Below are 19864 nucleotides of genomic sequence, written 5' to 3'. Positions count from 1 at the left end.
GCGTGTTTATTGAGCACGCGCGAAGAACTACTCGGTCTGTGGCTCTTCAGATTTAATAAGCAGCTTATCTATTCGTCGACCGTCAAGATCGACAATCTCAAAAACCCAGCCATTTCTGCTGAAAGTTTCACCGACATCGGGCAGGTGCTTCAACTCTTCAAGCACAAAGCCAGCAATCGTATTGTATTCGACATCGTTTTCTATCGGAAAGCGCATGAATTCCGAAAACTCATCAATTGGCATCCAGCCCGAGACTAAATAAGAGCCATCAGCCCTACGAACGATAGCTTGCTCCTCAATATGATCTTCTTGCATGGCGCCAATGATGGCCTCCATCACATCGCCAGCCGTAATAACCCCTTCAAAATGCCCGTATTCGTCATAAACGAGCACCATATGGGTTGGTGTGCCACGGATAGCTTCGACAACATCGAGCGCGTCAGAAAAGTCAGAAACAACTGGCACTTCCTTGAGGAGGTTGCTAAGGTCAACTCTTCCTTGCAATGAAAGCTGATTGAAAAAATCCCGAGCTTGCAATACGCCGATTATTTCGTCCGAATTCTTACCCCTAACGGGGAGACGAGATCGATTGGACTTTTGTAACTGATCGCGAATATCTTCAATATTGTCCTCAATGTCTATCATTTCCACATCGAGACGTGGCGTCATGAGTCCGCGTGCAGTACGATCAGCGAGGCGCATAACACCTGCGATCATCCGAGATTCTTCAGTCTCGATCACACCCGCGTTGTGGGCTTCGGCAAGCACGGTTTTGATTTCTTCGTCCGTGACACCGTCACTCGATTTGCCCGACTGGCCAAGCAATCTCAACACAAGCCGACCAGATGTATCCAGGAGCCATACCAGCGGCGCGGCAAACTTCGAAAGGATCGCCATACTGGGGGCTACGCGGCTCGCTATAAATTCAGGTTCGCGAAGTGCAATCTGTTTGGGAACCAGTTCACCTACGATCAACGAGAGATAAGTAATTGCGACCACGACCGAGCCTACGCCAAAAGCGTCAGCGACAGATGGAGACACACCTTGAGTTATGAGCCAGCCTGTGAGACGTGCACCGAGAGTGGCGCCCGAAAATGCTCCCGACAAAACGCCGACCAGAGTGATACCAATTTGCACCGTCGACAGGAAGCGCCCTGGATTTTCGGCCAAAGTTATGGCCATCTGAGCTCCTCGGCTGCCCTTGTCTGCAAGCACTCGTAACCTTGCGGGGCGCGAAGAAACCACTGCAAGTTCCGACATGGCAAGGACGCCGTTCAGAATCGTGAGCAGCACGACGGTGATTATTTCAAAATACAAACTTGTTCCTCAAGAATGTCATCATAGGGCTTATCGAAACAAGTTAGCAGACAATGTATATAAAGGCGATAAAGAGGTTGGTAGTTCGCATTCCGCCCGAAGACGGATACACGAACTATCTGTCGCCATTGCGGCTCATTTCAATTTGAGAAGTGAGCGCTCAAAACTCCGCTTTATAATCCAAGACGCTTACGGAGTTCCGCATTCTCATTCCGAAGCTTTGTCGCTAAAGCCTTACGCAAACGTTGGTTCTCAGCTTCCAGTTCAACCAAAGCTTTAAGTTCGTCACTCTGCTGAACGGGTTCAACATGGTCCTTCGTTTCGGAAGCTTTCTTCCAGTTATAATATGTCTGCTCGCTGATGCCTACTTTCGTCAAGGCCGTCTTAACAGTGGTATCACTATTCTTCAGGTCTTTGGAGATTGAGGCCAGTAATTTGGCGCGCTCGGCAAAGGTGTATTTCTTGCGCGTTAATTTTGCTGCAGTGTCAGCAGAAGCGGCCTCTTGAGCTGGTGCGCTTTTACGTGCCCGCGTTTTGGATTTAGCTCGCTTAGCCGGAGCAATGCTATCTTGCGAAGCTGTTTCCACGATTTCGTTGGTATCTTCAATAGCCATCGATTATCTCTCCTTTAATTGGTCGCTGGGTATTTTTGATTACGGGTTATCGTTAGTCAATGAGGGACCGCGCAATAACTTGATATTCAGTGAAGTCTACGGCACTATATAACGCAAAGATTGAAACTTTTGTTACTATGTTATAACGAACCAAAGTAACTATCGATGGCATGGAATTTCAACCTCACTAAGGATTATGAATATCAATGAAACACCCAACTCGAAACGTGATTGTCGAGTACAAGGGGCGACGCGCTCGAACGAATTCGAATTCTATGTGGGGGAATTTAGATCTCAAATCCATTGCACGTCAGATTCAAGATGATAGCGAACTTGGAGCCTCCGAGGCTCAAAACGTGGACAAGGAGTCCAGTAGTTCTCTAAGTGTTGATCAGGTGAAAACAGAAGAACCAGTCGATTTGGAATTAGAACAAACAGCTTCGACTGAGAGTTTAAGTGCAGATGATGAGAAGCCGGTTGATCATGTTGATAAGCCAAACAGGCCTTTAAATCTGCGTTCTCAGAAGAATCCTTCCGGCAACCGAGGGGTGAAAAAGATCGCGCGCCCACAGCGCGTTGACTTACCATTACTTTCAAGTGCTTCTCGTCCAGATGCGACCGTTCTACAATCGCTCCATGCTGAAAATATCCATTTGAAGAACTTGATGATTGCAAAATTGCGGTCTGAAAATGAAAAGCTGAGAACGATGCTCGCGAAATTCGATAATTAGAAGCATAGTAAGCAGTATGTACGATCTAAGTGTAACCTCTGATAGAGCAGAGCCTATTATGTGAAATCTAAGTAGGCTTTCTGATGTCTCGCATGGCAAATTTGGGACAATTTACGTGCGCACATCTGTCATGTGCGCCTTGTCCCGTTCGAGTAGTCGTCATTTGATAGCTGGTTCCATAAGATAGATTACGCGATCCGGATGTGTAGGGGCTATTTAGTAATGCGACAGTTGGGCCAGTTAGAGATGCGACGTGTCGCCTCTTGAGGTGCTGGTCAATGTCAACGTTGGAGGCAAGGATGACGATCTTCAGTCTGGTTGAGACCATGAGCGGTTGGAGTCGTCATGCCCTGTTTGATCACCATGTCGCAGAAAGAATTGCATCGCCTCGAAGTCGTCCAGAAGATCCGTGATCTACGCCTGAGTGTTGTCCAGGCGGCTGAGCTGCTTGGCCTCAGTCGAAGTCAGGTTCACAGGCTGCTGCAAGCCTATGACCGGGATGGTCCAGCTGGCCTCGTTTCCAAGAAGCGATCGCGTCCGAGCAACCGGCGTCACAGCGAGGATTTCCGTAATACGGCGCTGGACCTGATCCGCGAACGCTATCTGGATTTCGGTCCGACGCTGGCGCGCGAGAAGCTGATCGAACTGCACCGGATCTCTGTTGCCAAGGAGACGCTGCGGCAATGGATGACCGAGGCCGGCATCTGGATCTCGCGCCGGGAACGCAAGAAACGGGTTTTCCAGCCACGCGGCCGGCGCGACTGCTTTGGCGAACTGGTGCAGATCGACGGCTCGCATCACTGGTGGTTCGAGAACCGCGGCCCCAAATGCGCCCTGCTCGTCTACATCGATGACGCCACCGGCAAGCTCTTGCATCTTCGCTTTGCCGGATCGGAAAATACGTTCGACTATCTGCATGCGACGAAGGCTTATCTGCAGCAATGGGGCAAGCCGCTGGCTTTCTATAGCGACAAGCACGGCGTTTTCCGCTCGCTCCATGCGTCGAAGAAAGACCGGACGAGCGGTCTGACGCAGTTCGGCCGGGCGCTTTACGAGCTGAACATCGACATCATCTGTGCCAACACCCCACAGGCCAAAGGCCGTGTGGAACGTGCCAACCAGACGCTGCAGGATCGGCTGGTCAAGGAGATGCGGCTGCGCGGCATCGACACGATCGAGGCCGCCAATGCCTATGCCACTGAGTTCATTATGGATTTCAACACTCGCTTCGGCAAGCAACCACGCAATCCGAAGGACATGCACCGGCCACTGGCCGAGCATGAGAACCTTGATGGCGCCATGTGCCGCAAGGAAGTCCGCACCCTTTCGCAGTCATTGACGCTGCGCTACGACAAGGTGCTGTTCATTCTCGACCCGACCGAGATTTCCAGGCCATTGGCGGGCCAGAAGGTGATCGTCTGCGATTATCCGGACGGCCGGCTCGAGATCATGCACGAGAGCTTTTCCCTGCCCTACAGAACCTTCGACACGTTGCGCTCGGTGCATCGTGCGGAGGTTGTCGATAACAAGCGGCTGGACGACATGCTGTCAATTGTCGCCGAGATGCAAGCTGGACGCGAAGAGAAACGGAGCGGCCCGCGCCGAACAGGTCAGACAAACCATATGTTTGGCATACGCGATGGCAGCGTCGGTAATGGTTATCAGAAACGTGGGCGCAAGCCGGGACGCAGGACCGATTTCATGAACGATCCGGAGGTCATTGCCAGACGTGAGAAGGCGCTGGCGCGAATAGAAGCTGGGAAATGAGGTTGACCAACGCGGGCATTATATACTGGAGAGCCCGAACATTTTTCGTATACTCACTCCATGAAAGAAGAGCTAATCTTTGAGTTATGGCTTGATCCCGAACCTGATGGCCAAATGCTCCCTGGGCTTTGCCAAGCTGGCCCTATGGGGGACGGATTTCGATCACTTCTCAACGAAGGGGCAATTCGCGTCGGGACTTTGAGTGGGCACAGCCATTTTGACGTGATGACCAGATATTGGAAATATCAAGGGTGGGGCGAATACAAGACGGAGCATTCTGAGGATTACCAGCCGTTCCCGGAACAATGGCTCCATATCCAACGCTCTCATTTGAGCACCGCTGAGGCGGTGATCTCGGAGGAAAGCTAAAGCCCGAAGAGGCGTTCCCTTATCCGCCCCCGATCTGCCCTTGCAACCCTGACCAGCCGGTCAGATCGGGGGCTTGGCGCTGCGTCCTTCATCAAGAAGTGTCGCATTTCTATCTGGCCACCGGTGTCGCATCTCTAATCAGCTTTGACACGACATGTAGGGGGGTACATTCTATTTTAAACTGCAACATGTCAATGAATTCATGAGGTTAGCCATGGAGGAAATTGGATGTCGAATTGCTATTCACAGATCACTTTGCGTGAACGTCGCCGTCTTTTCGAACTTAAACAGCTCAAAGTCCCTCTCGGCGACATTGCGCGGCTGATGGGTCGTCATCGCTCGACGATCTATCGCGAGATCAAGCGTAACAGCTTTCGGGACACTGAGATACCAGACTATAATGGCTATCACAGCGTTGTTGCCGACAATATCAGCAAAGACCGCAGAACACGGTTGCGCAAGCTCAGACGTTACCCAGAGCTGCGCAAGTTTGTCATTGAACAATTGGAAGCCCATTGGTCGCCAGAGCAGATCTGCGGCCGACTGGTTCGCCATGGTCTGAGCGCGATACGACTGTGTGCGGAAACGATTTATCGCTTCATTTACTCAAAGGAAGAATATGGGCTGAAGCTGTTTGAACACCTTGCCGAGATGCGAACAAAACGCTGCCCACGCGGCACCAGACGATCGCGCAGTTCCCGTATTCCAGAAGCGTTTCGCATTCATCAACGCCCTGATTTTATTGGCAATCGTCTGCAATTCGGCAACTGGGAAGGTGATTTGATTATCTTTGATCGTGACCTGGGAGAAGCCAATGTCATGACGCTTGTTGAACGCAAAAGTCGTTATTGCGTCATCATCAAAAACAACAGTCGGCACTCAAAGCCTATCATGAACAAAATCATTCAGGCCTTTGCTACACTGCCTTATCACGCACGCCGCAGTTTTACCTTTGATCGCGGTTCCGAGTTTATGGGGTATAGGGCTTTGGAGGATGGAATGGGGGCCAGAAGCTGGTTTTGCGATCCAAACTCGCCATGGCAAAAAGGTGCTATTGAGAACATCAACAAGCGCATTCGACGTTATTTGCCCAGCAACACTGACCTGACGCAGGTCAACCAGGCGCAGTTGACTGCCCTCGCCCATGATCTCAACGCAACCCCGCGCAAGTGTCTTGGATTCAAGACACCCGCTGAAGTGTTCGCCTCCCTTTTGCAGGAAGCAGCATAATCAGATAGCCTCACCAACGGCATGATGCACTTGGGATAGCTTTTCCAAAAACTTTTCCAGGAGCCCGCTGAAGTATCGACTGAAGCCACTGCATGCTGCCCTCCGCGTCACAATCAGACAAGGATGGAGGGTAGTGCTTAGTTTGAAAAAGACAATAGAAATAGGTTCCGGCCAATTGCAAAAAATCCGCATCACCTATCGAAAACCGTGAAGACTTCTAACTAATATAGCCAGCCTGGACCACAGTGATGGCAATCATGTGGAACACATCATCAGCGCTGCAACCACGGGACAGGTCATTGGCGGGTTTAGCGAGACCCTGCATGACAGGCCCGATAGCCGTCGCGCCACCGATACGCTGGGCGATCTTGTAGCCAATATTTGCCGCATCAAGATTGGGAAATACAAAGACGTTAGCCCCGCCGTGCAACACCGATTGAGGTGCCTTGGCGTCGCTAATAGCTTCAACGAAGGCGCTATCGAATTGCAATTCACCGTCGATCATGAGTTCGGGCACGGCAACATGGGCGAGCCGGGTTGCCTCCACCACCTTGGAAACCTTTTCATGCACAGCGCTGCCAGCCGTTGAGAAGGAAAGCATGGCCACTTTTGGCGGCTTGCCAGCGAGGGTTTCAAAGGAACGAGCCGAGCTCACAGCGATATCGGCGAGACTAGCCGCATCGGGTTCGACCACAAGACCACAATCGGCGAAAACGAAGATGCCTTTTTTGGCATGGTGCGGCGCGCACAGCATCATCAGAAAGAAGCTCGATACAAGGCCCGTGCCGGGCGCTCGACCAATTGTTTGCAGTGCGGCGCGTACTGTGTCGGCAGTTGTCGCTACCGCTCCACCCACAGTCCCGTCTGCTTCACCCTCGCGCACCATCATAGCCGCAAAAACAAGCGGGGAACGCAGTGCCATAGTGGCTGCTTCTTCATCAACACCCTTACCCGCGCGAAGAACATGATAGGCCTTAGCTAATCCCGGGGCTAATTCGGACGAGATAGGGTCCTCAATCTGGAAGTCTTCGGGTATCGCCCCTGCCGCAGCAAGGCTTACCTCGATAGTCGAGCGATTACCAACAAGAATGATCTCAGCGACCCCCTCCCGCGTGGCGCGGATCGCCCCCTCAATAATGCGCGAGTCCTCTCCCTCGGCAAGCACTATCCGGCGCGGCGATGCTTTGGCAGTTTCGATGATATGATCAAGCGGTTTCATCAGGCGAGCCCCAGATAGTGAATGCTGACAAGGATAAAGTTGCGGTAATGCCACGGTAGCGAAGGTCGCGAGGTCATTCAGATCACCCCGCCGCTCCCGCCCGGGGTAGCCCGGGCAGGCGCTTGGTAATCAATCTGGATTAAGCTCGCTTTTGGACGCGCATGTCCGCGCGGTCAATTCCGGCAACCGGCACGGGCTTTTTCATAGCGTCGCGCCGGAAGGGTTCACCGAGTTCCTGATTGAGGATGACTTCTATGAACGTCGTCACGCCCTTTTCCTGCTCTGAGATCGCGGTGGAAAGCGCTTCGGTGAGTGCCGTAGTCGTATAGACGGAAACTCCCTTCAAACCACAACCCTCGGCGATTTTCGCATAGCTGAGATTGGGATTAAGTTCGGTGCCAACGAAGTTGTTCGAATACCATAGTGTCGTATTGCGCTTTTCCGCACCCCATTGGTAATTGCGGAAGATCACCATAGTAATTGCGGGCCATCCTTCCCGGCCAATTGAGCCCATTTCATTCATCGAAATCCCGAAGGCACCGTCACCTGCAAAGCCTACTACCGGGACATCCGGGCAACCGATCTTGGCGCCGACAATCGACGGAAACCCGTATCCGCAAGGACCGAACATGCCCGGTGCAAGATACTTTCTGCCAACTTCGAAAGTTGGATAGGCGTTGCCGATTGCACAATTATTGCCAATGTCGGTCGATATGATTGCATCCTTTGGCAGAGCAGCCTGAATAGCGCGCCAGGCCTGACGGGGTGACATGCGATCAGGTTCGCGTTTACGTGCACCTTCGTTCCATTCAGTTCCGACATCATCGTCCTCGTGGTCCATTGAGGAGAGCTGTTGCTGCCACGCAGATCGGGTTTGATGGATCGCCGCTTTACGTTCCTCACGACCCGCATCGCCAGCCGAGGGAGCAAGCTGCTCAAGAATCTGCCGCGCAACCTGTTTGGCATCACCGCAGATGCCAACCGATACTTTTTTGGTCAGCCCAATACGATCAGCGTTGATATCAACCTGAATGATCGCAGCGTTCTTCGGCCAATAATCTATGCCGTAGCCCGGCAAGGTCGAGAATGGATTGAGGCGGGTACCAAGCGCCAACACTACGTCAGCTTTTGAGATCAGCTCCATCGCCGCTTTCGAGCCGTTGTAACCGAGCGGCCCGACCGCAAGACGATGACTACCGGGAAAAGCATCATTGTGCTGATAGCCGCAGCAGACCGGTGCGTCGAGCTGTTCGGCAAGTTTCATTGACTCCCCGATAGCGCCACCAATAACAACACCAGCACCGTTGAGGATGACTGGAAACTTTGCTTCCGACAACAGCTTTGCTGCTTCCTCGATGGCCTGCGGACCACCGATCGGACGTTCAAAACGGACGATTGCCGGTAAATCTACATCGATTACCTGTGTCCAGTAATCGCGAGGAATATTGATCTGTGCCGGGGCGCAACCCCGCAAGGCCTTTTCAATCACCCGGTTCAGCACTTCAGGGATACGCGAGGGATCACGTACCTCTTCCTGGTAACAGACCATCTCCTTGAACATGGCCATCTGATCAACTTCCTGGAAACCGCCCTGACCAATCGTCTTGTTGGCTGCCTGTGGTGTCACCATCAAGAGCGGGGTATGGTTCCAGTATGCCGTCTTGATGGCAGTAATAAAGCCAGTAACACCAGGGCCATTCTGGCCAATGGCAATTGACATTGTGCCTGTTGCGCGGCTGAAGCCATCTGCCATCATGCCGGCATTGGTTTCGTGAGCGCAGTCCCAGAATTTAATGCCAGCCTTTGGAAAAAGATCTGATACCGGCATCATAGCCGAGCCGATGATGCCAAAAGCATGTTCTAAACCATGCATCTGGAGAACTTTGACGAAGGCTTCCTCGGTGGTCATTTTCATGGAGAGTTCCTTTCTGAAAGGATTGGTTTCAATTGATTAGAGGATTTCGTCGCGCAGCGCGTACCAGCGGTACATTCCCCACTGCCCTATCCGTCGAAACGGCGTCAGCAGACCATGGCTTGGCAGAGGAGAGGTAAAAATCGGAAGCTGCAGATTGCTTCCTTTGCCCGCGACCAGCTGAGCCATTCGACGGCCAGCCTGAGCTGAATACATGACGCCGTTGCCGCCATAACCCATGGCGTAAAACAGCTTTTGTGAAGGGTCCGGCTGGAAGATTCGAGGCATCATATCGTGGCTGACATCCACCCAGCCCCACCAAGAGTAGTCGACCTTGATACCGCGAAGGGTCGGAAACTTGCGATAGAGGCCATTCAACAGCAAATCGAGATGCTTCGGATTGGTTGCGTCGCGCCCTGTGATGGCGCTGCGACTGCCGATCTGCACCCGGTTATCCGGAAGCATCCGAAAGTAATGGCGCAGTGTGCGCGTGTCTGTAAGGGGAATGCGTGTCTTGAAGTTGAGCAGTTCCCGTTCGCTGTCCGTCAAGGGTCGGGTGACAATTGAGTTTGACAGTATCGGCATCAGCCGATGGCGGGTCAGCGCATTCATGCCTGGCGATGTATAACCGGCAGTGGCGATACAAACAGCGCGTGCACGAACCGTGCCGCCGGGGGTTGTAAGATAGTGCATCCCCCCTTTGGTTGTGCAATCGAGCACTGGACTGGAAGTATGTACTTTAGCCCCGAGCCGTCGTGCGAGGCGAAGATATCCGAAAGCCAGCTTCGCGGCATGGATGCCCATACCGTCTGGCTCATACAATGCGCCGCGTGCTTCTTCGTCTCGAACAAAATCGCTATGGATTTCGTTACGCGACACCATGCGAGCCCGATAGCCGAACGTCTTGTTCAGCAGGTGGACTTCACTTTCAAGCGACGGCAGCATCTTGTCACGATGAGCAATGTAAAGATGACCGCCATCCTGCGGCTCACAATCGATCTCCGGCTCCCGAATCAATGCCCGGAAGAGATCGAAGCCTTCGGCAACCTCTGAATGCATCTTGCGCGCAACATCGACACCCCAACGGGCAATCCATTGCGAGCGCTTCAGACGTCCGGCGGAAATCTGCGCCTGCCCACCATTGCGGGTGCTACAGCCCCAGGCGACGCCGTTTGCCTCCAGAACCGTGGCCTTGATACCGTGCTCTCGCGCCAGATGTATGGCGCAGGAAAGACCAGTATAACCCGAGCCAATGATAACAACATCGACATCCAGATCGTGCGTGACAGGACCATCGTCCTCTGGTGCCGGCCCTGCTGTGCCGATCCAGTAGGTAGGCGCATAGTCTTTACCAATGCCAGGGCTGGACGAGTGGTTAGGATCGTAGGCCGGATCGAAGGGCTGTCGCTCGGCCTTTATGAAATTGGCGTGCTGTTGCATGGCTTTGTTCCGGTATTATTGACGAGGTTGTAGAACCGGGCGGTTCTTGCGAAACGCCTGCTTGCGCACGATCTTGCCGCCTCGGATGGTGAAAAGATCACAGCCCTCTGCTTCAATACGACTGCCATCGGCTGCCGTGCCGGAGAAGGTCCACTCTGAAACGCCGCGATCTCCGTCAGTAAAGTGGCTGTGATTGCCCCACTCAGCATCCGGCATCGATTTCCAGACCCCGCTGAATGCAGCTGAAATCTCTTGACGCCCCGTGAAACGAGTGCCGTAGATTTCCGGTCCACCAACGGCGTTGAAGATGCAATCTTCAGCGAAAAAGTGCATGACTCCATCAATGTCGTGCCTATTAAATGCATCAAACAAGGCTTTGAGATCATTTGCGGTCAGTGTCATCGTTATATCCTTTGGTATGTCAGAAGGCATAGCTCCGCCGGGGCAGTAAGACCGCCCTGCATGGGCTGCGATGGCCAAGATCGAAAGAAGTGGTGGGGCTTAGATACGCCCCTTCCAAGGGATCAGTACTTTTTCGAGGTATCGGATCAAAAGGTCGAAGGCGAAAGCGAAGATACCGATGATGAAGATACCCATGATCACGGTATCGCTTTCAAGATTTTCAGCCGCATTCAGAACCATGAAGCCGAGGCCTCTGTTCGCCGCGACCATTTCAGCCGCGACCAGGGTGGTCCACCCAACACCTATACCGATGCGCATGCCGGTGAAGATTTCGGGGAGAGCCGCTTTCATGATCACCTGGCTGATGACCTGCCAACGGGTGGCACCCATCGCATAAGCCGCATGTATCTGCTCTATAGAGACTGATCGCACACCAGCTCTTGCCGCGATTGCCATGGGCGCAAAGATCGCCAGATAGATCAGGAATACCTTGGGAAATTCACCAATGCCGAGCCAAATGATGACAAGTGGCAGATATGCGAGCGGTGGTAACGGCCGATAGAATTCTATGATCGGATCAAACAGGCCCCGGACGACCCGATTAACGCCCATGAGAACACCAATGGGCACCGCCGTGACGAGTGCCAACGCAAAGGCACCAAATACGCGACCTATGCTCGCCAGCGTGTGCTGCCAAAGAGTCGAGTTCGAGACTCCTTCCGTTAGTGCCAGAATGAACTTGTCCCATACCGCAAGAGGTGAAGGCAGGAAGAGCGGTTTGATCCAGCCAGTTTCGGTAACGAGGAACCATAGCGCGATAAGGAAACTGGCTGTCGCAAGGCTGATCATGCCACTGGCACCGTCACCAGGAGCGCCAAAGATCTTACCTGCCTTGACGGGCTTGGTGGATGGGGAGCGGGTTACACGGTCAAGCATGTGCCACCTCCCGATCGGCAGACGCTCGCTCGTCACCATAAATAATACCCAGAACTTCCTCGCGCATACGGATGAAATCGGGGCTGGACTTGATAGCGCGAGCGTTGCCTTCCTCGAGAAAGCGACGGTTGAAATCAAGATCGTAGGTATGGGTGATGCGGCCCGGACGCGGTGACATGACGATCAGTCGGGAACCCAAAAACAGTGCCTCCTCCACGCTGTGCGTGATAAAGAAGAACATCTTATTGGTCAGCTGCCAAACTTTGAGCAACAGCTCCTGAATAGTTTCGCGCGTCAGCGCATCAAGTGCTGCCATTGGCTCGTCCATCAACAGCATGGCGGGGTCGCATGTCAGCGCTCGCGCGATTCCCACGCGTTGCTGCATTCCGCCCGAAAGATGGTAAATCATGTGGTTATGGAAATCCTGCAACCCCACCAGAGCGAGGTTTTTGGTGGCCAGCTCCCGACGTGTAGCCTTGTCGACGCCGCGTAGCTTCAAACCAAATTCGGTATTTTCCATAACATTGAGCCAAGGCAGAAGCGCATGCTTTTGAAAGACAACCCCACGTTCGGCACTTGGCCCATTGACGCGATGATTACCAAGCGAAATGTCACCTTCTGAAGGCGCCATGAAGCCCGCCATGAGATTGAGAAGTGTTGTCTTTCCGCAACCCGATGCTCCGAGTGCCACGACAAAGTCGCCACTGTTAATAGTAAGGTTCACTCCCTTGAGGGCGATTATCGCCTGATCCGAGTAAAGCCCCGGGTAGGTTAGACCGATATTTCTGACACTAAGCGTTTCCATACGATATGCCTCCCTGCACCTTGGTCAAGGGCAGTATAGAGTTTCACGCAACCCCAAACGCAAACATTCATTCATGCTCACTTGAATTGCTCTATACGGATGAAGAGGGCACCGGCCAGTTAAGACGGCCGATGCGAGATTAGCTGAGGCGCTATTTAGCGGCAGTTTTAGCAAAATCAGCATTAACAAAGGGCGAGTAATCGTCGAGCGCTTTGCTTATCTGCTTCTGTTCTGCCAAGAACTTAGCGCTTTCATTGAGTGCGCGCACTGCTCCACCACCAAGCCAGGTGTCCGACGCCTGTTCATCCGCATTAGGGAAGGAAAGGAGTCCGAGTGCCTCAACTGTGCTCGCTCCATCGCCACCGATAAGCTTTACAATGCCCTTTACCGGCGCGGAATCCTCCGTCCAAGCTGCCTTGTCGGCATTATAATCGGCATAAGACTGGGCCAGCACTTTAGTAAATGCCTCCATGAATTTGGTGTTTTGTTCTGCCCATTTCTTATCGACCACAAGACCGTCGAATGTGGGCACACTGGCCGCACCAATGACTTCGGAGTCGGAAATTGTCTTTCCAGTTTTCTGGATCACCGAGAGCGCTGGCGGCCAGACATAAGCCGCATCAATATCGCCCCGCTGCCAGGCAGCAACGATCTGCGGCGGTTTCAAGTTCAGGATCTCGACTTCTTTCGGGTCGACCTTCCACACCTGATTCAAACCCACAAGCAAGTGGAAATGTGAAGTGGAAACAAATGGCACCGCCACTTTTTTACCCTTGAGATCAGCAGGTGTCTCAATACCTGACCCATCGCGGGCAACGAGTGCTTCAGATTTCCCGATATTGTCGAGAACCCAGAAGAGCTGCAACTCGACACCGCGCGTCGCCGCCGATGCTGTGCCGGTAGAACCGATCACACCGATCGGAACATCGCCGGAGGCGAGTGCTGTTGTAATATCGCCAGCGGAGCTGAACTGACGCCAATCTATGGCGTAGCCCGCTTCTTTAGCTGCGGCGTCAAAGCGGCCGTCGGCGATCGCGGCGATGAATGGGCCCACAATCTGTTGATAACCGACGACCAGTCGAGTTTCAGCATATGCCGCATTCGATGCCAAAGCGCCCGCGACAATACTCGCCGTGGCCGCCAGGCTCTTAATAGTCCTGAAAAGCATGCTAACCTCCATTTGATGTTCCCCGCCGGCTTTGCCGGTCTTGTGCTTATAGAGATAAGCAGTGTATTCCCGCTTGCGTTATATCCAGATTGGAAGTTGAATAAGTCCAGATTAAGCAATTGAGCCGAAAGCGCGAAGCTGTTTTGCTCCGGCTAATGGCTAAACAAATAGATAGAGCGGTTGCAACGGTTCAGCCCTAACTGGAACCGCTCTGAAGGATGGACCTCGTGCAAACTCATGTCTCCGAGACAATCTTCTTCATCGACCGCGAAAGCGGTTTGGGGCTTCAAGCTCAGCTGCGAGAAACAGTTGTCTCGGCGGTTCTCGCCGGACGCATCGTGCCCGGCGCACAACTGCCTTCTACACGTCGACTTGCCATCTATCTGAACATTTCGCGCATTACCGTTACACTTGCTTATCAAGAACTGGTCTCTCAAGGTTATATGGAAGCGGTTGATCGAAGCTCGTATCGCATCGCACGCAATCCGCCGGGCCGAGCACTTGTAACCGATCAATTGCCCTCTCAAGCTTCAGAAGTCGACTGGTCCCGCAAGGTTGCGCTCGATTTCAGTGTAGTGCGCCAGGTTGAAAAGCCGCTCGACTGGAGACGCTATCCCTATCCGTTTCTCTATGGCCAGATGGACCCGACTCTCTTCGATCTCAACGCATGGCGCGATTGCAACCGGCGCGCACTGGCGCGCGAAGACTTTATCTCGATGGCAAGTGATTTTGCGGCTGCTGACGATGTGCAACTTGTCAATTATATTTGTTCGCGCACCCTCCCTCGACGCGGTATCCACGCCAATCCTGACGAGATCCTTGTAACGGTCGGTGCACAAAATGCCTTGTGGATAGTGACGCGGCTGATACTTGGCAACGGCACAACCGCCGTTTGCGAGAACCCTTGTCACCCCGATATTAGCGCTTCACTTCTATTAAGTGGTGCGGATGTTACCACCATCAATGTCGATTCCGAAGGCTTGCCCCCGGACAATCTGCCGCCAGCAACAGACGCCGTCTTCGTCACCCCCAGTCACCACTCTCCGACAGGCGCAACGATGCCAATCGACCGCCGTATGAAGCTCCTTCAAGCGGCTGCGGAAAAGGATTTCGTCATTGTTGAAGACGATTATGAATTCGAGATCAGCTTTCTTGCGCCACCCTCCCCGGCCCTCAAATCTTTCGATACGGCAGGCCGAGTGCTCTACATAGGCAGTTTCTCGAAATCACTCTTTCCCGGCTTGCGCCTCGGCTATCTCGTTGCACCTGCACCCTTTATTCGTCAAGCGCGTGCTCTGCGCTCGCTGATGTTACGACATCCGCCGGGGCATCTCCAACGCACCGCCGCATACTTCCTTGCCCTCGGGCATTACGACGCCGTATTGCATCGCATGCGTACCGAGTATCACAAACGGCATGTGTTGATGGCCGAGAATCTCGAGAAACAAGGTCTTGTGGTAGCAGGATCCTCATCTTTTGGCGGCACTTCGTTCTGGATGGAAGGACCGAAGGGGCTGGACGCGGATCGGCTGGTGCGAGAGTTGCGGCAACACGGGGTACTCATAGAATCCGGCTCCCCCTTTTTTCCACGCAATGAAGCCGCATGTCGCTTTTTCCGTATGGGATATTCTTCTATACCAAGCAGTAATATATCTGTGGGGGTGGCCCGTGTTAAAGCCGCGATCGATGTTCACTTTCGAGGCGACAGTTGACAAGGAAGAGCTTGGCTCACCTCAATTCTTTGAGGTAGTTCGTATCTAACATGAAGGACGCTCTCCGATCCGGCTGAATGCGGATGAAGAGGAAGAAGGGCATCAGACAGGCGAAAGATCTGCCAGATTTTCGCGCAGAACCCATGTGGCAAATGAAAGTGTTGCTGCAACGATATATCCGCCGCCTTGAACGAAGTCCGCGATGGCGCTCGATTCATTCGCCGTTTTTCCTGATCCTTAGCCAGGATCAACCCTATTGGAAAAAGAGCTCCAATACCTAAACCTGTTAGGATGGCTCCAAGCCAATGGCAAAGCTGATTGCGTCACAGGTGACGTAACTGATGAGTGATTGGCGCCAAACCTAATATTGCAAATCATTTGCCCAGCTCTGACCACATAATTATATTGAAACAGCACACAAAAAAATCGGCATTTTATACCTTGGTATATCGCTTATACCGAAATGCGCCTTGCAAAAGGCATGCATTTTCTCGGCTCATTGTAACGTCATCTGGTAATGACGCTTTTGTCGGAGCTATAGAGTTTGGCTCTTTAACACAGGAAACCACAATGCCCAGCGACAGTAGGTGGAAGCGGTCCCCGCTGGGGTTGTCTGGCAAGAGCTGATCTCTCGCTCTTACCCGCACGCCTGCAGTGGCGCGTCATGAGGTAAGAGATGAATATTGCAGCTATCGCCAATTTTGGTGCGCGCTTTGGCACGCGCATGTGTTTCGCCCTTCGGAGAGCCATTTTTCCCAGCCAAACATACATAGAAATCCGTCAGAATCAGATGCTGTCAACAACAGAGCCGTTTCCAAGGCATCTCAGTTAACAGCAATCTGGCACGTCAACCCGCAGAACGGACGAGTGGAATATCATTGGACCAAAGATCTTGAAAAAATGCAGTACACCAGTCTTTACCGGTGTTGGAGTGGTTCGGATTGATCCTTGCTGTCAGCCAACAGAGCCGCACATCAAACTGGGTGCACTGATGAACAATCTTATTCAGACAGTTACATTCTCAGCTACTGTACTGTTTTCTCGGGCGATTTCAGATCCATGAAAAAGAGCGCCGGAAAGAACAAAATAGCTCCGGTTGCTCCCAGAATGATACTCTTGCTCTGAGGTTGCGAACGCTCTTTCAAAGTCGCCAATATATGGTGTTCGTTTGCCGAAAATTCATGTGAAATTCCTGCGCAATCCAAACGCGCAGCCGGTTGGATGCGTTGCGGCTACCGGCTTTGCTTCGCGCCCATCGCAACCTGAGAGGATCAATGACAAGCCAGGGATCGAAAGGTTGGCGGCATGGCTCAATTTATTGGGAACAAAACTTAAGTACCTTTATGTGCCTATCATAATAACTATATAATTTAGATCATTTGAACTAAAAATTCATCGAATAAATAGACATTAATTGTTACGTTTTTCGAGAATACTAGTTAAATTTTTTCGATTATATAATTTTAAAACCGCACATAGTTTCCCAATTGATAGCGTACACTTATACATATACGCCCCTTATTCGTGACAATTGATGCAAGAACAGATCAATGCGGAATAATGAACTTAATGCCTACTAGGCAATAATTGACCAGATATGGTTGAGCGAGTATCAAAGTCGTGTCAGGCAAAAGCGTTTAAGCGACGTTAGATTTTCTCGCCGGGCAAGTCGCTGGCTTGCTTGATCCAGTCTACGAACAGCACTTCGTCAAAGTCTCCGGGTTCAAATATATGAAAGTATCGCACACAGGCGTGCTTTGACGGTTCTGACGGTACGGGTTGAAGGTCTGTACCTTTGAAAAAAGTGACTTTGATGTATTTCGTCATGCAGTGGAACGCAGTAAATGATGTGCCGTCACCCACTCCATAAAATGGTGTGTTCCACCGCACCTTTTTCGAAACATGCGGCACCAAACGCTCGATGATAGCGTCCAGCTTCTGACCGACGTCTCGCTTCCAACCGGGCATCGCTGCGATATAAGCCTGAACGGGGTCGTTGCCGTCGGCCTTTGGTATTTGCGGATTTCCCCCACTGAGAAGAACCGGCTTGTCATAAGCTGTTTCGCGAGAACTAGCTTTTCTTGCCAATGACCAGGTCCTCTCTTATCTTATCGTTTGATTTTACCCTCTCGCACGCAATTCGCAACCACCCTCTCACAAGAAGGGAGCGGCTGCAACGGAATATGAAAATTGCAAGCTCGGATCAGAGCGATGAACCAATCTGTAAGAGCGTGAAGTCGCGTTGCAGATAGCGGTTCATCACGTTTGACAAAATTGGGTTTGCAGGAGTCTCCGCTTTCGGAGCGACAACGCTAACGACGCCTGCGCACAGTTCACCTGCCTGGACGGTATGCCCGGAAACGTCGCCTTCTACGGTTTCAGCCAAAGTTTCCTTCCAGGTGGCAACCACCCCCTTGACCGCCTGTTCGGCTGTTGAACAATCAGCATAAGAAAGCGAAATCACCAAAGCTGGAGCTTTGTCGATTTGCACATCCGCAATAAATCCAGCAAAATAGGGAGGAATACCGCGGCGATTCGCTTCTACATTGTCTTTGAAATTCTGCTTTGCCGTTTCAATATCATCTGTTGAAGAGGGCAATATTTTTGCAGGATCAACCCCTTCCAGACCAAACATGGGCGATATAATTGCAGCCTGCACAATTTGTCCGTTTCCCGCAGGAACCGCATCCTTCAATCCATTAAGAGCAGCTAAAATGATCTTACTGTCCGCAACCGATGGAGTAGGTTGAGCCAATGCTTTCATGTCACTAGAGGACGAAGCTTGAACCAGGACAATATCGAGAGGCAAAACGAAACTCGTTGCACCAGTAGCACCCCGCCAAGGATTTCCAGCATTCGCTTTTGTAAAATCAAGCTTGTTGGCTTCGCCGTTCGCAATTACGCCTGAAACGTCGCCGTCGACATCAGTAAAATCAGTGCCTTTAAGCGCCTTGATCAAAGATTGACTGGCTTGCACATTCTGAAGCCCCCAATATGTAACGTTACTCGGCGCCTGACCAAAGGCTGCGAAATAAGAGAGGGCGTCGAAGGAGATCTTTGCATTTTCGGACCAGGTATCTAATCCATAACCGATCGATTCAAGTGGGCGGATAGGTTGTGCTAGAACCAGTCTCCGCATTCCTTCTGCTGAAGGTCCAGCTTTTTCCAGTCCCCGCCAAGCTTGTGTATCCAAGAAGGCTATCTGAATTGCTTCGACATTGGACAGTGTTTTTTGCGGTATTTGCTTTAAGGCCTGCTCCAAAACATGTGTACTGTCCTGTGCAAAAGCCGACGTACAAAATCCTGCCATAAGGCACAGTGCAATAGCCTTCAAACGCATCAATTTTCTCCTGTTCTCAGATTCTCTCTGATGGCATCTGCGACACACAAGCTTGACCGAAATTCAAACGAGTGGGTTTAACTCTGAGATGCTAAAATAGATCCCAAAATTCGCTTTGACCACTCGCGATAGCTTGCTGTCAACCTTCAAGGTGCGACGATCATGGGCAACTGTCAGTGAAGTCTCTTTGTGCGTTGCATACAAAATGGACAAGAATGTATGCCATTTCCTGCTCTGAAAGGGAGTTTTGAATGGATTTTACATACAGTATTCGGGATAGGCGTAAAGATTATCAGTGCCTTCAATTCGTGGATTCTACTTGATTGGAATGACGGGTTCGCTATTGCGGCTGGCAAGATCATTGCGAATGGCATCCGTATCATAGCCCTTATCAAGAAGAAACGCCTGTGGCGCTTGCTCGGTTAAGCTGATCGATGTGTCATAAGCCTTGCAATCTGCTGTCTCGCCAACCGTTAGGTGGAAGCGGTCTTCCTCTGGCATCAGCCAGGCAATGAAGTTTACTGTTGAACCCGCCCCTCCTCGAGCGACCAGGATCGCGTCGATGAATCCCCTTTTCCGCCCGCTGCCGAAATAGGGGTGCGAACCGTGGTGCTATCGATGCTGTAGTGGCCACCCAGCCCCCGGCTTCGCTCCAGCGCCGAAACCGCCGATAGATTGTATTCCAATTGCCGTATTTAGGTGGAACATCCCGCCCCGGCTTACCGCAACGAAGTCTCCAAAGTATGCCGTTGATGATGCATAATTTTGCTCCGGGCGACGCCCGCGTCCCCGATTGACGGCTTCAATCGGAAGCAAATCCTTCAAGACCCGCCATTCGGATTCGCTCAGATCGCATCGGTTCATAACTGCCTCCAAAAAGCAGTTTTTGAATCAAGCTTCGA

15 protein-coding genes and 2 pseudogenes are annotated in these 19864 nt (G+C 52.0%); 4 read left to right on the top strand and 13 right to left on the bottom strand.

Features of this window, described 5'->3' with window-relative positions:
* Window positions 1-27: 27 nt before the first annotated feature.
* Both CES85_RS22745 and CES85_RS22740 read right to left on the bottom strand, forming a co-directional pair.
* Window positions 28-1317, bottom strand: a complete 1290-nt coding sequence (locus tag CES85_RS22745; RefSeq protein ID WP_095448129.1) for a hemolysin family protein — start codon at window positions 1315-1317, stop codon at window positions 28-30.
* Between the two features lie 173 nt (window positions 1318-1490).
* On the bottom strand, window positions 1491-1931 hold the full coding sequence (locus CES85_RS22740; protein ID WP_095448128.1) for a transposase: 441 nt from the start codon (window positions 1929-1931) through the stop codon (window positions 1491-1493).
* Window positions 1932-2137: 206 nt separating this feature from the next.
* Here CES85_RS22740 and CES85_RS22735 point away from each other — a divergent pair, with 206 nt between their 5' ends.
* From CES85_RS22735 to CES85_RS22720, 3 genes are all read left to right on the top strand, one after another.
* On the top strand, window positions 2138-2662 hold the full coding sequence (locus CES85_RS22735) for a hypothetical protein (RefSeq protein ID WP_095448127.1): 525 nt from the start codon (window positions 2138-2140) through the stop codon (window positions 2660-2662).
* A 345-nt stretch (window positions 2663-3007) separates the two neighbouring features.
* Entirely contained in the window at window positions 3008-4429 is a 1422-nt protein-coding gene (locus tag CES85_RS22730) for an ISNCY family transposase (RefSeq protein WP_095444439.1), read from the top strand.
* Between the two features lie 597 nt (window positions 4430-5026).
* Complete coding sequence (locus tag CES85_RS22720; RefSeq protein ID WP_095444441.1) at window positions 5027-6028, top strand: IS30 family transposase; 1002 nt, start codon at window positions 5027-5029, stop codon at window positions 6026-6028.
* Window positions 6029-6245: 217 nt separating this feature from the next.
* Here CES85_RS22720 and pta read toward each other — a convergent pair whose 3' ends face one another.
* The 7 genes from pta to tauA form a co-directional block, all read right to left on the bottom strand.
* Window positions 6246-7247: a phosphate acetyltransferase gene (pta, locus tag CES85_RS22715; protein WP_095448126.1), complete on the bottom strand. Its 1002-nt coding sequence runs from the start codon at window positions 7245-7247 to the stop codon at window positions 6246-6248.
* Between the two features lie 139 nt (window positions 7248-7386).
* Window positions 7387-9162 carry a sulfoacetaldehyde acetyltransferase gene (xsc, locus tag CES85_RS22710; protein WP_095448125.1) on the bottom strand — a complete coding sequence of 592 codons (1776 nt, stop codon included), beginning with the start codon at window positions 9160-9162 and terminating at the stop codon, window positions 7387-7389.
* 36 nt (window positions 9163-9198) lie between these two features.
* Window positions 9199-10599 (bottom strand): NAD(P)/FAD-dependent oxidoreductase, encoded by a 1401-nt coding sequence (locus CES85_RS22705; protein WP_095448124.1) that lies wholly within the window; start codon window positions 10597-10599, stop codon window positions 9199-9201.
* A 15-nt stretch (window positions 10600-10614) separates the two neighbouring features.
* Window positions 10615-10995 (bottom strand): nuclear transport factor 2 family protein, encoded by a 381-nt coding sequence (locus CES85_RS22700; protein ID WP_208636316.1) that lies wholly within the window; start codon window positions 10993-10995, stop codon window positions 10615-10617.
* 105 nt (window positions 10996-11100) lie between these two features.
* The gene (locus CES85_RS22695) at window positions 11101-11937 is read right to left on the bottom strand and encodes an ABC transporter permease subunit (RefSeq protein WP_095448123.1); all 837 of its coding nucleotides are present in this window, start codon (window positions 11935-11937) and stop codon (window positions 11101-11103) included.
* The gene (locus CES85_RS22690) at window positions 11930-12742 is read right to left on the bottom strand and encodes a taurine ABC transporter ATP-binding protein (protein ID WP_095448122.1); all 813 of its coding nucleotides are present in this window, start codon (window positions 12740-12742) and stop codon (window positions 11930-11932) included. The genes CES85_RS22695 and CES85_RS22690 overlap by 8 nt, the downstream gene beginning before the upstream one ends.
* A gap of 151 nt (window positions 12743-12893) precedes the next feature.
* The gene (tauA, locus tag CES85_RS22685) at window positions 12894-13910 is read right to left on the bottom strand and encodes a taurine ABC transporter substrate-binding protein (protein WP_095448821.1); all 1017 of its coding nucleotides are present in this window, start codon (window positions 13908-13910) and stop codon (window positions 12894-12896) included.
* Between the two features lie 218 nt (window positions 13911-14128).
* Between tauA and pdxR the strand changes: the two genes are divergently transcribed.
* Window positions 14129-15622: a MocR-like pyridoxine biosynthesis transcription factor PdxR gene (gene pdxR, locus CES85_RS22680; RefSeq protein ID WP_095448121.1), complete on the top strand. Its 1494-nt coding sequence runs from the start codon at window positions 14129-14131 to the stop codon at window positions 15620-15622.
* Window positions 15623-16659: 1037 nt separating this feature from the next.
* Here the strand turns inward: pdxR and CES85_RS27885 are convergent.
* From CES85_RS27885 to CES85_RS28340, 4 genes and pseudogenes are all read right to left on the bottom strand, one after another.
* Window positions 16660-16936, bottom strand: a pseudogene (locus tag CES85_RS27885) (hypothetical protein); the annotation flags it as partial.
* 333 nt (window positions 16937-17269) lie between these two features.
* Window positions 17270-17710 carry a DUF1801 domain-containing protein gene (locus tag CES85_RS22670; protein WP_244923359.1) on the bottom strand — a complete coding sequence of 147 codons (441 nt, stop codon included), beginning with the start codon at window positions 17708-17710 and terminating at the stop codon, window positions 17270-17272.
* 115 nt (window positions 17711-17825) lie between these two features.
* On the bottom strand, window positions 17826-18962 hold the full coding sequence (locus CES85_RS22665) for a hypothetical protein (RefSeq protein WP_095448119.1): 1137 nt from the start codon (window positions 18960-18962) through the stop codon (window positions 17826-17828).
* Window positions 18963-19286: 324 nt separating this feature from the next.
* Window positions 19287-19826 (bottom strand): annotated as a pseudogene (locus CES85_RS28340) (IS5 family transposase); the annotation flags it as partial.
* Window positions 19827-19864 lie beyond the last annotated feature (38 nt).

This window comes from Ochrobactrum quorumnocens (assembly GCF_002278035.1).
Lineage (GTDB): Bacteria > Pseudomonadota > Alphaproteobacteria > Rhizobiales > Rhizobiaceae > Brucella > Brucella quorumnocens.
This window is presented reverse-complemented; position numbering and strand designations above follow the sequence as displayed.

Excerpts from the sequence above, each read along its gene's own strand:
- CES85_RS22740 (WP_095448128.1), bottom strand. The coding sequence starts at position 1,931 with ATGGCTATTGAAGATACCAACGAAATCGTGGAAACAGCTTCGCAAGAT.
- CES85_RS22735 (WP_095448127.1), top strand. The coding sequence starts at position 2,138 with ATGAAACACCCAACTCGAAACGTGATTGTCGAGTACAAGGGGCGACGC.
- CES85_RS22730 (WP_095444439.1), top strand. The coding sequence starts at position 3,008 with ATGCCCTGTTTGATCACCATGTCGCAGAAAGAATTGCATCGCCTCGAA.
- CES85_RS22720 (WP_095444441.1), top strand. The coding sequence starts at position 5,027 with ATGTCGAATTGCTATTCACAGATCACTTTGCGTGAACGTCGCCGTCTT.
- pta (WP_095448126.1), bottom strand. The coding sequence starts at position 7,247 with ATGAAACCGCTTGATCATATCATCGAAACTGCCAAAGCATCGCCGCGC.
- xsc (WP_095448125.1), bottom strand. The coding sequence starts at position 9,162 with ATGAAAATGACCACCGAGGAAGCCTTCGTCAAAGTTCTCCAGATGCAT.
- CES85_RS22705 (WP_095448124.1), bottom strand. The coding sequence starts at position 10,599 with ATGCAACAGCACGCCAATTTCATAAAGGCCGAGCGACAGCCCTTCGAT.
- CES85_RS22695 (WP_095448123.1), bottom strand. The coding sequence starts at position 11,937 with ATGCTTGACCGTGTAACCCGCTCCCCATCCACCAAGCCCGTCAAGGCA.
- CES85_RS22690 (WP_095448122.1), bottom strand. The coding sequence starts at position 12,742 with ATGGAAACGCTTAGTGTCAGAAATATCGGTCTAACCTACCCGGGGCTT.
- tauA (WP_095448821.1), bottom strand. The coding sequence starts at position 13,910 with ATGCTTTTCAGGACTATTAAGAGCCTGGCGGCCACGGCGAGTATTGTC.
- pdxR (WP_095448121.1), top strand. The coding sequence starts at position 14,129 with ATGGACCTCGTGCAAACTCATGTCTCCGAGACAATCTTCTTCATCGAC.
- CES85_RS22665 (WP_095448119.1), bottom strand. The coding sequence starts at position 18,962 with ATGCGTTTGAAGGCTATTGCACTGTGCCTTATGGCAGGATTTTGTACG.